General features: G+C 41.3%; 14 protein-coding genes. All 14 read left to right on the top strand.

The window, feature by feature from the left end; all coding sequences use genetic code 11:
- Positions 1-18: 18 nt before the first annotated feature.
- The 14 genes from FAZ15_RS12865 to FAZ15_RS12930 all read left to right on the top strand — a co-directional run bounded on the left by FAZ15_RS12865 (position 19) and on the right by FAZ15_RS12930 (position 13,501).
- Entirely contained in the window at positions 19-1,749 is a 1,731-nt protein-coding gene (locus FAZ15_RS12865) for a tetratricopeptide repeat protein (RefSeq protein ID WP_136901728.1), read from the top strand.
- A 210-nt stretch (positions 1,750-1,959) separates the two neighbouring features.
- Positions 1,960-2,340, top strand: coding sequence for an NADH-quinone oxidoreductase subunit A (locus FAZ15_RS12870; RefSeq protein ID WP_136901729.1), 381 nt, complete (start codon positions 1,960-1,962; stop codon positions 2,338-2,340).
- 103 nt (positions 2,341-2,443) lie between these two features.
- On the top strand, positions 2,444-2,998 hold the full coding sequence (locus tag FAZ15_RS12875) for an NADH-quinone oxidoreductase subunit B (RefSeq protein ID WP_136901730.1): 555 nt from the start codon (positions 2,444-2,446) through the stop codon (positions 2,996-2,998).
- Entirely contained in the window at positions 2,991-3,494 is a 504-nt protein-coding gene (locus FAZ15_RS12880; protein ID WP_136901731.1) for an NADH-quinone oxidoreductase subunit C, read from the top strand. The genes FAZ15_RS12875 and FAZ15_RS12880 overlap by 8 nt, the downstream gene beginning before the upstream one ends.
- Positions 3,495-3,517: 23 nt before the next feature.
- Positions 3,518-4,753, top strand: a complete 1,236-nt coding sequence (locus tag FAZ15_RS12885; RefSeq protein WP_202912390.1) for an NADH-quinone oxidoreductase subunit D — start codon at positions 3,518-3,520, stop codon at positions 4,751-4,753.
- Positions 4,746-5,273 carry an NADH-quinone oxidoreductase subunit NuoE family protein gene (locus FAZ15_RS12890; RefSeq protein ID WP_136901732.1) on the top strand — a complete coding sequence of 176 codons (528 nt, stop codon included), beginning with the start codon at positions 4,746-4,748 and terminating at the stop codon, positions 5,271-5,273. Before FAZ15_RS12885 ends, FAZ15_RS12890 begins: the two co-directional genes overlap by 8 nt.
- 5 nt (positions 5,274-5,278) lie before the next feature.
- Positions 5,279-6,631, top strand: a complete 1,353-nt coding sequence (gene nuoF / locus FAZ15_RS12895) for an NADH-quinone oxidoreductase subunit NuoF (protein WP_136901733.1) — start codon at positions 5,279-5,281, stop codon at positions 6,629-6,631.
- A gap of 19 nt (positions 6,632-6,650) precedes the next feature.
- On the top strand, positions 6,651-7,667 hold the full coding sequence (locus FAZ15_RS12900) for a 2Fe-2S iron-sulfur cluster-binding protein (protein WP_136901734.1): 1,017 nt from the start codon (positions 6,651-6,653) through the stop codon (positions 7,665-7,667).
- Positions 7,668-7,680: 13 nt separating this feature from the next.
- Positions 7,681-8,721, top strand: a complete 1,041-nt coding sequence (nuoH, locus tag FAZ15_RS12905) for an NADH-quinone oxidoreductase subunit NuoH (RefSeq protein WP_136901735.1) — start codon at positions 7,681-7,683, stop codon at positions 8,719-8,721.
- A gap of 16 nt (positions 8,722-8,737) precedes the next feature.
- A complete protein-coding gene (locus FAZ15_RS12910) occupies positions 8,738-9,262 on the top strand; it encodes a NuoI/complex I 23 kDa subunit family protein (protein WP_136901736.1) in 525 nt (174 codons plus the stop codon).
- 1 nt (position 9,263) lies between these two features.
- Entirely contained in the window at positions 9,264-9,767 is a 504-nt protein-coding gene (locus FAZ15_RS12915) for an NADH-quinone oxidoreductase subunit J family protein (RefSeq protein ID WP_136901737.1), read from the top strand.
- Positions 9,760-10,089 carry an NADH-quinone oxidoreductase subunit NuoK gene (gene nuoK, locus FAZ15_RS12920; RefSeq protein WP_136901738.1) on the top strand — a complete coding sequence of 110 codons (330 nt, stop codon included), beginning with the start codon at positions 9,760-9,762 and terminating at the stop codon, positions 10,087-10,089. The genes FAZ15_RS12915 and nuoK overlap by 8 nt, the downstream gene beginning before the upstream one ends.
- 22 nt (positions 10,090-10,111) lie before the next feature.
- Positions 10,112-12,031 carry an NADH-quinone oxidoreductase subunit L gene (gene nuoL, locus FAZ15_RS12925; RefSeq protein ID WP_136901739.1) on the top strand — a complete coding sequence of 640 codons (1,920 nt, stop codon included), beginning with the start codon at positions 10,112-10,114 and terminating at the stop codon, positions 12,029-12,031.
- A gap of 24 nt (positions 12,032-12,055) precedes the next feature.
- Positions 12,056-13,501, top strand: a complete 1,446-nt coding sequence (locus tag FAZ15_RS12930; RefSeq protein ID WP_136901740.1) for a complex I subunit 4 family protein — start codon at positions 12,056-12,058, stop codon at positions 13,499-13,501.
- Positions 13,502-13,524 lie beyond the last annotated feature (23 nt).

A 13,524-nucleotide genomic window follows, 5' to 3' on the forward strand; every position in this document is an offset into this window, starting at 1 on the left:
AAGAACACAAATAGAGTTATGACAAAAAGCAAATTATTTTTGAGTCTTTTAATGGCAGGGGCAGTGGTTAGTTCAGCAAGTGCTCAAAGTTTAAAAGATGCTCAAGCAGCAATTGAAGCAGAGCAATACGATAAAGCTAAAGGTATTTTGCAGAATCTTGTGCAAAAGAAAGCCAAAGATGGCGTAAATTACTTTTACTTAGGTCAGGTACACTTAATCAATGATAAAGTCGATTCGGCTGCTATCGTATTTAATGAAGGTTTAACGAATAGTCCAAAAGAACAATTGAACAATGTAGGATTGGGAATTGTAGATTTAGAAAAGGGAAACGCTACAGCCGCGGAGCAAAAGTTTGCGGCCGCAACATCAAGTTTAGGTAAAAAAGATTATTTGCCACTATATTTTGTGGGGCGCGCTTATATTGATGCACCAAAACCGGACTATACTAAGGCAATCGAATATTTGACACAAGCAAAATCAAAAAACGCAAAGGACGCATTGATTCCAGTAGCATTAGGTGATGCATACGTAGGTTTGAACGAAAGCAGCCAAGCGTATGTTAATTATCGTGATGCGTTAAATATTGACGAGAATTTGATTAAGGCGAAGGTAGCTCAGGCGGTTATTACGCGTCGTGCACAGGCTTATGATGTAGCTTTAGAACAATTAACTGCATTAGCGGAAGAGTATCCGACGTTTGGTCCTATTTATCGTGAACTGGCAGAAACACAATTGCAGTTTGCTAAACGTCTTCCTAATGAAACAGATGAGCAAAAAGCAACATACGAAACGGAGATTGCGAAAGCCGTTACCAGTTACAAAAAGTACTTAGAAGTAACCGGCGACAACTCGATCGATGCACGCGTACGTTATGCAGACTTTTTGGTATTTGGGCAGGAATACGCAGAATTGAAAACAGTGGCACAACAATTGGAAAATGCACCAGGTGTAGACGCTAAAGTATACCGTTATTTGGGATATATTGCGTTCAACCAAGATGAGGATTACCAAAAAGCAGTGGGCTACTTTGATAAATTGTTTGCAGAATCGGACACTAGCCGTTTGATAGACTATGATTATCTATTCTCAGGATTGTCTTATATCCAAACTGGAAATGTAGAGAAGGGATTGGCAAACCTGAAAACCGCGTTAGCGAAAAACCCGGAGATGATGCCGGAAATAGGAACGGCAGGTATGATCGCTTATGGAGAAGGCAAATACGATGTGGCGTCGGGTATCTTCAATATTCCCGCAAGCCAAAAAGGTACAGACTATTTCTACGAAGCGAATTTCTTCTTAGGCGATTCAAATTTCCGCGCGGGTGTAGCGAAAAAAGAGAAAGGTGAGGATCCAGCAAAAGAATTCGATACTGCGTTGAAAGCATTCGATATTATCATCAAATCGAATGATCAAAAAGTTAACGAAGAATACTTGGCGCGTGCATTGTACCTAACTGGGTATGTAAATATTTCATTGGATAATGTTAACCCAGAAGAGGCAGACCAATGTAAAGGCTTGTTTGTTCCTGCATTTACCCAATTGGTTCAGGTGCTTAAAGATAAAGAAGCAGGGGGTGCAGCCATTACAGATGTAGAAAAATCGTACCTTGTAGATGCACATAACTACATCGGATATTATCAAATTACGCAGGAGCAATATGATGCAGCAATGGAATCTTTCCAAAATACAGTGAAATTGTCTCCGGAGGATGAATTTGCAAATGCTTACATTGAATATCTGGAAAGTTAATAGTTATTTAATATTAATGATTAACATCATTGAAAAGGGGACTGGTCAAGTCCCTTTTTTTATTGCCAAAAATCTTTATATTTCCTCAATGAATAAATTCTCAATGGTAGAGGAGAGACCGATAAATTGTTTTTATATGCGATGCAATTATAATTGCATATAAAAGCAAATTTATCTAAGTTTGCTAGAACAACAACAAATTAGAAAATTATGGAAAACCTACAGGGAGAAAGCCTTCCGGTCGATTATATTCCAATACTCATACAGCTTGGGGTGGCGGTAGCATTTGGTGTATTTGCTATCGTAAGTACACATTTACTGGGGCCAAAGGTTCGTACAGAAAGTAAACTGGAATCTTTTGAATCCGGTGTGAAAGTAATTGGAAACGCCCGCCAACCTTTTTCTATTAAATATTTTTTAGTCGCCTTATTGTTTGTGGTATTTGATGTTGAGGTTATATTTATGTACCCTTGGGCGGTTAATTTCAGGGAATTTGGAATAGAAGGTCTTATCGAAATGTTTATTTTCATGGGGATGCTTCTGTTAGGATTTATCTATGTCATTAAGAAAAAGGCACTAGATTGGGATTAGAATCGTTATAAATAAAGAATAGCCTTTTTTAAAAAGACGAAAAATACTATTTTGTGACTAATTCGATCATAAAAAACGAGTTAAACCGAATAACAATAACATCATGAGTAACGTAAAGTTAGGAGAAACTCCTCCGGGAGTAGAGGGGGCAGGATTTTTTGCAACATCACTGGATAAAGCTATAGGTTTAGCAAGAGCTAACTCCCTTTGGCCTTTGCCTTTTGCAACGTCTTGTTGTGGAATTGAATTTATGGCTACTATGGGTTCGACTTATGATTTGGCTCGTTTTGGAGCTGAGCGGCCAAGCTTTTCTCCCAGACAAGCGGATATGTTGCTCGTAATGGGCACCATCGCAAAGAAAATGGCGCCTGTTTTAAAACAGGTATACATTCAAATGGCAGAGCCCCGCTGGGTAATTGCTGTCGGAGCTTGCGCTTCTAGTGGGGGTATTTTTGATACCTACTCCGTATTACAAGGTATAGATGAGATTATTCCTGTAGACGTATATGTCCCGGGCTGTCCACCTCGACCTGAGGCAATTCTAGATGGTGTACTGCGGCTTCAGGATATTGTAAAAAGCGAAACACTTAATCGGCGGAATACGCCCGAGTATAAAGCATTATTAGAGAAATACGGAATTGTTACAGATAATGGATAAGTTGAATAATCAAAGCATTTTAAACCGATTAAAGGATAAATTTGGAGACCAGATTCAAAATCCGTTAGAGCCACACGATCTTTTGACCATAGAGACGTCAATTGAAAGTATTATTGAGGTATTGCAGTTTGTGAAATCGGACGATATGCTTCAGTTTAGCTATTTGACCGACATTACAGCTGTACACTATCCGAACCAGGAAAAATCTTTTGCAGTCGTCTACCATGTACATAACCTCTATCAAAATATACGTTTACGTATTAAGGTATATATTGATGGACAAAATCCGGTTATTCCCACGGCTACTATAGTTTGGAATGGAGCTAATTGGATGGAACGGGAGACATATGATTTTTTTGGAATCATTTTCGAAGGACACCCAGATTTACGGCGTATTTTAAATATGGACGACTTAGGTGTTTTCCCGATGAGGAAGGAGTACCCTTTAGAAGATCCGAATCGGGTAGATAAAAAAGATTTTTATTTTGGACGTTAAATCCGAGTTAATTAAGAGATGAGATGAGTGTACCTATCACCAAAATAACAAATAATAAAAGCGTTTTTGTTGATAACGATCCGCAAGAGGATCTGATTACCTTAAATCTAGGGCCAACGCATCCGGCGACTCACGGTGTCTTCCAAAATGTCCTTCAGATTGATGGCGAGCGGATTGTAAGTGGAATTTCAACGATTGGCTATATTCACCGTGCTTTTGAAAAGATTGCGGAACACCGTCCGTTCTATCAGATTACACCGCTAACAGACCGTCTGAATTATTGTTCATCTCCCATCAATAATATGGGATGGCATATGACGGTTGAGAAGCTACTCCGTATTGAAATTCCGAAGCGCGTGCAGTATATGCGTGTAATCGTTATGGAGCTTGCGCGTATTGCCGATCATATTATCTGTAACGGTATTTTAGGTGTAGATACGGGTGCATTTTCGGGATTTTTATATCTCATGCAGGAACGTGAGTTTATCTATGAGATCTTTGAAGAGATCTGTGGTGCGCGTTTGACGACAAATATTGGCCGTATTGGTGGCTTCGAACGAGATTTTAATGAGATCGCGTTTACTAAAATAGAAGAATTTATCAAGCGATTCCCCGCAGTTTTAGAAGAATTTGAGGAGTTGTTTGTTCGTAATAGAATATTCATAGAGCGTACTTCGGGTGTGGCTGCAGTTACTCCCGAAGAAGCATTAAATTATAGTTGGTCCGGCCCTATTCTGCGTGCAACAGGTGTCGATTACGATGTACGTGTTGTTGATCCTTATTGTTCTTACGAAGAATTTGATTTTGATGTACCGGTAGGTACCAATGGAGATGTGTACGATCGATTCATGGTACGTAACGAAGAGATGTGGCAATCGATGCGCATTATCGAGCAGGCATTAGAAAAAATATCCAAAGAGCCATCGGGTGTTTTCCATGCCGATGTACCGGAGTTTTACCTCCCTCCAAAAGAGCAGGTGTATACCAATATGGAGGCATTGATCTATCATTTCAAGATTGTCATGGGCGAATGGGAAACACCGCAATCCGAAGTGTATCATGCGGTAGAAGGAGGAAATGGAGAATTAGGTTTTTACTTGATTCATGACGGTGGTCGCACACCGTATCGTCTTCACTTCAGAAGACCTTCCTTTATCAATTATCAGATGTTTGCACCTATGAGTAGCGGAATGTTAATTTCCGACGCGATTATTAACATGAGTAGTTTAAATGTTATTGCAGGAGAATTAGATGCTTAGTGTAAAAGAAAATCACCCCGTAGAGTTTTCTGCCGAACTATTAGACAAGTTTGCAGAAGTCGCAAGTCGTTACCCGCAAGGCAAACAAAAATCCGCGCTTTTACCACTTTTACATTTGGTACAGGCAGAATATGGCTGGTTGAGTACAGACGCGATGGATAAAGTTGCTCATTTTCTTCAAATCGAACCGATTGAGGTGTATGAAGTGGCTACCTTCTATACGATGTACTTTTTGCGCCCTCAAGGGAAGTATAATTTGGAAATATGTCGTACAGGTCCATGTTGTTTGGTAGGAGCTGAACGTATTATGCAGTATATAGAAGAAACACTCGGTGTAAAAGAGGGTGAAGTCACAGCAGACGGACTGTTTTCTTGGCGTGGAGTCGAGTGCCTTGCCGCATGTGGATATGGTCCGGTATTACAAATCGGTCCAGACTACACTTTTTACGAAAACTTAACAGAACAAAGTGTCGCTCAATTAATTGAAACTTTGAAAAATAAAGTACAAACGGAAGCGTAATCATTATGGGTCGTAAGTTATTATTAGAACATATAGACGTTCCAGGCATCAATACTTTTGATGTGTATCGGCAACAGGGAGGATACCGTGCTGTGGAAAAGGCGTTAAAAACCATGTCGCCCGAAGATGTAGTGGAAGAGGTAAAAAAATCGGGTTTACGTGGACGAGGTGGAGCAGGTTTCCCAACCGGTATGAAATGGGGATTCTTAGCCAAACCCGAAGGTGTTCCGCGTTATTTGGTATGCAATGGAGATGAGTCAGAGCCCGGCACATTCAAAGACCGTTATTTGATGACGCACATTCCCCATATCTTGGTGGAAGGTATGATCGTGTCGAGCTTTGCTTTAGGAGCAAATACATCATATATATATATCCGTGGCGAGATGATGCCGCAAATCCGTATTGTGGAGAAAGCTATTGCGGAGGCTAAAGCAGCCGGATTTCTAGGCAAAAACATTTTGGGGACGGGATATGATTTGGAGATTTATGTTCAGCCCGGAGGAGGAGCCTATATCTGTGGTGAAGAAACGGCTCTGTTGGAGTCTCTAGAAGGTAAACGTGGCAATCCACGCATTAAGCCCCCTTTCCCTGCGATTGCCGGGCTCTACGGTTGCCCAACGGTGGTAAACAACGTGGAATCCATTGCTGCTACTGTTCCGATCATCAACGACGGAGGCGAAGAATACGCCAAGATTGGCATTGAAAGAAGTACCGGTACAAAACTAATATCCGCTAGTGGTAATATAATACGTCCTGGCGTGTATGAAATAGATTTGGGCCTTCCAGTGGAAGAATTTATTTATTCAGACGAATATTGTGGCGGGATTGCTAATAGTAAAAAGCTGAAAGCTTTGGTTCCGGGTGGATCATCAGTTCCAATCTTACCGGCAAATTTGATTTCCAAAACAGTAAATGGAAACGCACGCCTAATGACTTACGAGTCATTGGCCGACGGCGGTTTTGCAACAGGTAGTTCGATGGGATCAGGAGGTTTTATTGTCTTTGATGAAGATCAGTGCATTGTTCGCAATACGTGGAATTTTGCCCGCTTTTATCATCATGAAAGCTGCGGCCAATGTTCGCCATGTAGAGAAGGAACAGGCTGGATGGAAAAGATATTACATAAGATCGAGACCGGAAGAGGTAGTATCGAAGACATCGATTTGTTATGGGATATTCAACGCCGTATCGAAGGTAATACCATTTGCCCCTTGGGAGATGCCGCGGCATGGCCTGTCGCAGCCGCTATTCGTCATTTTAGAGATGAATTTGAATGGCACATTACCCATCCCCAAGAAGCGCTAAGTAGGAATTATGGATTAGCACATTATGCAGATCCAATTGAACCTGTAGTATAATAATATTAATAGCAGATAGATGGCTGAAGAAGAAGTAAAATTTAGAGTAACGATTGATGGTATTCCGGTGGATGTAGCTCCGGGTACTTCTATTCTGAATGCCGCACGTCAGATTGGTGGGGATATCGTTCCTCCTGCGATGTGTTATTATTCCAAGTTGGAAGGTTCAGGAGGGAAATGTCGAACATGTCTTGTGAAAGTTTCCAAAGGATCCGAGAAAGACCCTAGACCAATGCCAAAATTGGTAGCTTCCTGTCGCACAACGGTAATGGACGGTATGGAAGTGCAAAATATTACGTCGCCCGAAGTGGTAGATGCACGCAAAGGGGTTGTAGAGTTTTTATTGATTAATCACCCTTTAGATTGTCCGGTATGTGACCAGGCTGGAGAATGCAAGCTGCAGGATCTGGGTTACGAACACGGTGCAGAGCAAACACGTTATGAATTCGGGCGCCGCACCTTTGAACGTATCGACATTGGAGATAAGATACAGCTGCACATGAATAGATGTATCTTATGCTATCGTTGTGTATATGTTGCCAATCAGCTTACCAACAAACGTGAGCATGGCATCCTGCATAGAGGAGATCATTCCGAAATATCTACTTACATTGAAGAAGCCTTAGACAATGATTTCATTGGAAATGTGATTGACGTGTGTCCAGTTGGGGCGCTTACGGATAAAACGTTTCGATTCAAAAATCGGGTGTGGTTTACCAAACCCGTAGATGCCCATCGGGACTGTCCGTCTTGTTCCGGTAAGGTTACATTATGGTATAAAGGCGCAGATGTACTGCGCGTAACCGGACGTAAAGACGAGTTTGGAGAGGTGGAAGACTTCATCTGTAATACCTGCCGTTTCGATACAAAGCAGACCAGTGATTGGATATTGGAGGAGCCTACACAAGTGGATAAAGAATCGGTAATTAATTCGAATCATTATTACAACTTTAGTCCACCACCTGTCATTAAAGAAAATCCAGTATTGCAAGAAGCCAATGCGGAACAATTAGCAAGAACTGAAAAATTAAAATAAGCACAGGCACGACATGGAAGGAGCTTTTATTTTAGAAAAATTAATATTGGTTGTCATCATTTTTACTATTTCATTGGTAATTGCGATGTATTCTACCCTAGCAGAACGTAAGATCGCTGGGTTTATGCAAGATCGTTACGGGCCAGATCGTGCCGGCCTGTTTGGACTATTGCAACCACTCTGTGATGGGGGGAAGTTCTTTTTCAAAGAAGAGATTATTCCAGCGGGAGCACATAAGCCTTTATTTATTATCGGACCAACACTTGCTATCATTACTGCATGTATTAGTTCTGCTGTAATCCCCTGGGGACAGAACCTAACGATAGGAGACCGTGTGGTATCCCTGCAGGTGGCTGATATCAACGTAGGTGTATTGTATATATTCGGCGTGATCGCATTGGGTGTCTATGGTATTATGATTGGTGGTTGGGCGTCTAACAATAAGTTCTCGTTGATGGGAGCTATTCGTGCGGCATCACAAAGTATCAGTTATGAAATAGGGATGGGATTATCCCTGATCGCCTTATTGATGGTCACGGGTTCGTTATCTATCGGTGATATTGTGTCGCAACAGTCTGGCTTTGTCAATTGGAATATCTGGGTACAGCCCTTAGGATTCCTTATTTTCATGACCTGTGCATTTGCAGAATGTAATCGGGTACCTTTTGACCTACCCGAATGTGAGACGGAGCTGATTGGCGGATACCATACCGAATATTCGTCCATGAAATTAGGTCTTTACATGTTTTCTGAATACATCAATATGTTTGTTTCATCAGCATTGATGGCTGCATTGTATTTTGGAGGGTATAACTTCCCATTCATGTATGACTTGGGACTGTCAGAAAACTGGATCACGATTATAGGCGTCTTGGTGTTTTTTACGAAGATATTTGCTTTTATCTTCTTTTTCATGTGGATTCGCTGGACGCTGCCACGTTTCCGTTATGATCAGTTGATGAAACTGGGTTGGAAGATGCTGATTCCACTGGCTATCGCCAATATTGTGTTGACAGGGATAATTACTATTGTAAAGGATACTTATTTTAACTAGTTAAGAAGGGAACAAGATGCAGTCGTTATCAAATAGAAAAAAAGTATTAGAACAAAAGCCGATGAACTTTTGGGAGCGTATATATTTACCTGCCATTGCCAAAGGGCTTAGTATCACCTTGAAGCATTTCTTCAAGAAGATTCCTACGATAAAATACCCGGAACAAATCCGACCCTATTCAAAAAATTTCCGTGGTCAACACTCGCTCAAACGGGATGAGGAAGGCCGGGAACGTTGTACGGCCTGTGGGTTGTGTGCATTGTCATGTCCTGCAGAGGCCATTACGATGATAGCAGCAGAACGTCAAAAAGACGAAGAGCATCTTTACCGCGAGGAGAAATACGCTTCCGTTTATGAAATTAATATGTTGCGCTGTATCTTCTGTGGACTGTGTGAAGAGGCCTGTCCTAAAGAAGCGATTTACCTAGACGGGCCCCATGTTACTGCAGATTATTTACGCAAGGATTTTATTTACGGTAAGGACAAGTTGGTCGAGCCAAAAATAAATTTGGTACAGTTAACACAGCAAAAATCATTATAAAATGTCCATATTTTACTTTGTCGCATTTTTATCTATATTTTTTGCATTGATGACCATCTTCGCAAAGAATCCGGTACATAGCGTGCTATATCTCGTTATTACATTTTTTACGTTTACGGTGCATTACATCCTGTTGAATGCACAGTTTTTGGCCGTTGTAAATTTCATTGTTTATATGGGCGCTATCATGGTACTTTTCCTTTTTGTCCTCATGCTCTTGAATCTCAATAAGGAAACCGAACCCCTGAGATCCAATTTGGTCAAAATTATGGGTGCTATCGCAGGAATGTGTTTACTGGCAACACTTTTAGGCGCTTTCCGTGTGATTGAAGTCAATAATGACTATGTGACCGGCAATACAGATGTAGGTTTGGTGCAGAATCTGGGTAAAGTCTTATTCGATGAGTTTCTACTGCCATTCGAATTATCATCCCTTTTACTATTGACCGCAATGATCGGCGCCGTTTTACTAGCAAAAAAAGAAACAAAAGAATCTAATGGATAGTGTCATTCAAAATATACAAGGGATACCATTAAATCATTATTTGATTTTTTGTAGTGTCATCTTTTCTATAGGTGTAATCGGTGTATTGATTCGTCGTAACGTCATCATTATTATGATGTGTGTCGAGTTGATGTTAAATTCCGTCAATCTACTGTTAGCGGCGTTCTCAGCTTATCGCGGCGATGCAAGCGGTCAGGTTTTTGTATTCTTCGTCATGGCACTAGCGGCAGCTGAAGTTGCGGTAGGGCTTGCCATAGTGATCATGGTGTACCGCAATACAAAATCTGTAGATATAGAATCATTAAGTAAACTACGTTGGTAATAATTAAGCACACCCGTATAATATGATAGAATTAGTTTGGTTAGTGCCATTAAGCGCTTTAGTAGGATTTATAATAAATGGATTGGGACAAAACCTATTACCTAAACCGGTAATTGGGATAATCGGTAGCGGTGCTATCTTGGTTTCATTCGCGGTTAGCTGTGCTTTATTTGGCGAGGTAAATGCCGCTCGCCAAGCAGGAGAAACAGGCGTATTCACCTACCATCTGTTCGATTGGATCAGTGTAGGTTCGCTTAATTTTTCCCTGTCATTCCTCGTTGACCCACTAAGTGCTATTATGTTGCTCATCATCACAGGGATAGGATTTTTGATTCACCTGTATTCGATAAGTTATATGGCACACGATGCCGGATTTGGGAAGTTTTTTGCCTACTTGAATCTATTTGTCTTTTTCATGCTTCTGCTTGTCCTTGGGTCTAATTATTTGGTTATGTTTATTGGATGGGAAGGTGTGGGACTGTGTTCGTATCTTCTTATCGGCTTTTGGTATAAAAATTCAAGCTATGCTGCTGCAGCGAAGAAAGCTTTCGTCATGAACCGGATAGGAGATCTTGGTTTTTTGATTGCGGTATTCTTTATTATTGCCACGTTTGGTTCGTTGGAATTCAGTACAGTACTAGGACAGGCAGCGCAAATGTCATCTGGCGATTCGACCTTATTGGTGATTACATTATTGCTATTTATAGCAGCTACCGGAAAATCCGCACAAATCCCGCTATTTACCTGGCTTCCCGATGCGATGGCGGGTCCGACTCCGGTCTCTGCATTGATTCATGCGGCTACGATGGTTACAGCAGGTATATACATGATTGCGCGATCAAATATCATGTTTACATTATCTCCTGTTACGATGCAGATCATCGCCGTTGTCGGTGTTTGTACCGCATTGCTGGCCGCGTTGATCGCTATCACGCAAAATGACATTAAAAAGGTGTTGGCTTATTCAACCGTATCCCAGTTGGGATATATGTTTTTGGGATTGGGAGTGGGTGCATTTACAGGCGCTTTTTTCCATGTTTTAACACATGCGTTCTTTAAAGCATTATTGTTCTTAGGTGCTGGTTCCGTAATCCACGCCATGAGTAACGAGCAGGACATGCGTAAGATGGGAGGACTGAAAAAATCGTTGCCTATTACCTATGCTACCATGTTGATCGGTACCATCGCCATAGCTGGTATCCCCCCGTTATCAGGCTTCTTTTCCAAAGACGAAATATTGGCCTATGCTTTTGTACACAATCCCATATTTTGGGGAGTAGGATTTCTTGCAGCACTCTGTACGGCTTTCTATATGTTTAGACTATTGTATTTAACCTTCTTTGGTAAATTCAGAGGCACAGAAGAACAGCGGCATCACCTGCATGAGTCGCCTTGGCAAATGACGGTTCCGCTAGTTATTCTTGCTTTGTTAGCTGTGGTAGGCGGCTTTTTGAATGTTCCCGAGGCGTTGAACGGGAGTCATTGGCTGGCCAATTTCTTGACTCCGGTGTTTGCAGATAGTCAGGCTGTGGCACAACCTTTTCATTTGGATCATACAACAGAATATATCTTAATGGGTATTTCGTCCCTAGCGGCTCTTGTCATGGCTTTCGTGGCCTATTCAAAGTATGTAAAACGTGCGGATATACCCCAAGATGACGGAATACAGCAAAGCCTATTGTACGACTTGTCTTATCGCAAATTTTACATCGATGAAATTTACGATGCCTTAATTGTACGACCATTGGACGCCTTGTCCAAGTTCTTTTATAAAGTCGTCGATCGTGAAGCAATTGACGGTCTGGTTAACGGTGTAGCAAATTTCTTTATTGTTTCGGGTAGAGGTATAAGGCAGTTACAGAGTGGGCATGTCGGATTTTATATTTTCATGATGGTAGTCGGTGTGATCGCTATCATGTTGTACGGATTGTTAAACCTATAGTTTAAAAAATAATTGAAGTAATCAATGGATAACCTTTTTATACTACTGATATTCCCCATAATAAGCGCACTGGTTTTAGCCTTCATGAAGTCCTCGACGATTTCAAAATGGGCCGCGCTTGGTTTATCGTTATTACAGTTCGTATTGACAATACCTTTCTTATGCCAGTTTGTTCCAGAGGCCGCGCTCCAGTTTGAGCAATCTTTCCCTTGGATAACGAGCTTGGGTATTCATTTTCATATCGGAATAGACGGTATTAGCCTACCGCTTGTTTTACTGACAAATGGTTTGATTCCGTTAATCGTACTTTCGACCTTTGGTAAATCCTTAAAAGGTAATTTTTATGCCTTGGTCGCTTTCATGCAAGCCGGGCTGTTATTGGTATTTACTGCCCTGGATGCATTTACGTTTTATGTCGGATGGGAAATTGCACTGATTCCTATTTATTTTATTTGTGCGTTATGGGGAGAAGGTGATCGCATCAGGGTCAATCTTAAATTTTTTGTATATACTTTCCTGGGAAGTATATTTATGTTGGTCGCTATCCTCTATTTATATCATCAAACACCAAATAATGATTTTGAATGGACGTCTTTCAGTGGATTAGACTTAGCTGATCCTACACAAAGATGGATATTTTGGGCCTTTTTCTTAGCTTTCGCTATTAAAATACCTATCTTTCCGTTCCACACCTGGCAACCGGATACCTACACCCATGCGCCCGCTGCGGGCACGATGTTATTGGCAGGTATTATGCTGAAAATGGGTGTTTATGGATTGATCCGTTGGTTGATTCCGATTGCACCTCTTGGCGTAGCAGCATATGGTCAGCTCGCATTGATCCTATGCGTAATCGGTATTGTGTACGCATCTATCATTGCATTCAAACAACAGGATACCAAACGGCTTATTGCTTATTCGTCTATTGCACACGTCGGACTGATCAGTGCGGGTGTATTTGCCTGGAATCAAGAAGGTCTTCAAGGTGCGGTGATGCAGATGGTAAATCACGGTATCAGTGTCGTCGGATTATTTTTTGTAATTGATATTATAGAACAAAAAACGCAAACGCGATCATTGCGGGATCTAGGTGGTCTAGCGAGTAAGATGCCAAAGTTAGCCGTCTTTTTCCTGATTATCATAATGGGTGCAGTAGGACTACCATTAACCAACGGCTTTGTCGGCGAGTTTTTATTGCTCAAAGGTATTTTTGATTATGGTGTATGGTTTGCCGTCTTTGGGGGCCTCACGTTGATTTTGGGGGCCGTTTATATGTTGCGGTTGTATCAGCGTACCATGCTGGGCGAGTTAGCGGAACAGCAAGCGAGTGTTGTAGACATAAAAGGTCACGAGCTTGTGTTGCTCACGATTATATCAATCCTTATTGTGTATTTGGGGGTATTTCCAAACGGATTATTGCACTTATCAGAGGCTTCCGTTTTTCAGATGTTACAAGAGGTCAAATTTTAATATAGCGAATATTATATACGAAA

Origin of the sequence: Sphingobacterium olei (assembly GCF_005048855.1) — a bacterium.
Taxonomy (GTDB): Bacteria; Bacteroidota; Bacteroidia; order Sphingobacteriales; family Sphingobacteriaceae; genus Sphingobacterium; species Sphingobacterium olei.

Coding starts and splice junctions, on each gene's coding strand:
- FAZ15_RS12865 (WP_136901728.1), top strand. CDS start 19: ATGACAAAAAGCAAATTATTTTTGAGTCTTTTAATGGCAGGGGCAGTG.
- FAZ15_RS12870 (WP_136901729.1), top strand. CDS start 1,960: ATGGAAAACCTACAGGGAGAAAGCCTTCCGGTCGATTATATTCCAATA.
- FAZ15_RS12875 (WP_136901730.1), top strand. CDS start 2,444: ATGAGTAACGTAAAGTTAGGAGAAACTCCTCCGGGAGTAGAGGGGGCA.
- FAZ15_RS12880 (WP_136901731.1), top strand. CDS start 2,991: ATGGATAAGTTGAATAATCAAAGCATTTTAAACCGATTAAAGGATAAA.
- FAZ15_RS12885 (WP_202912390.1), top strand. CDS start 3,518: ATGAGTGTACCTATCACCAAAATAACAAATAATAAAAGCGTTTTTGTT.
- FAZ15_RS12890 (WP_136901732.1), top strand. CDS start 4,746: ATGCTTAGTGTAAAAGAAAATCACCCCGTAGAGTTTTCTGCCGAACTA.
- nuoF (WP_136901733.1), top strand. CDS start 5,279: ATGGGTCGTAAGTTATTATTAGAACATATAGACGTTCCAGGCATCAAT.
- FAZ15_RS12900 (WP_136901734.1), top strand. CDS start 6,651: ATGGCTGAAGAAGAAGTAAAATTTAGAGTAACGATTGATGGTATTCCG.
- nuoH (WP_136901735.1), top strand. CDS start 7,681: ATGGAAGGAGCTTTTATTTTAGAAAAATTAATATTGGTTGTCATCATT.
- FAZ15_RS12910 (WP_136901736.1), top strand. CDS start 8,738: ATGCAGTCGTTATCAAATAGAAAAAAAGTATTAGAACAAAAGCCGATG.
- FAZ15_RS12915 (WP_136901737.1), top strand. CDS start 9,264: ATGTCCATATTTTACTTTGTCGCATTTTTATCTATATTTTTTGCATTG.
- nuoK (WP_136901738.1), top strand. CDS start 9,760: ATGGATAGTGTCATTCAAAATATACAAGGGATACCATTAAATCATTAT.
- nuoL (WP_136901739.1), top strand. CDS start 10,112: ATGATAGAATTAGTTTGGTTAGTGCCATTAAGCGCTTTAGTAGGATTT.
- FAZ15_RS12930 (WP_136901740.1), top strand. CDS start 12,056: ATGGATAACCTTTTTATACTACTGATATTCCCCATAATAAGCGCACTG.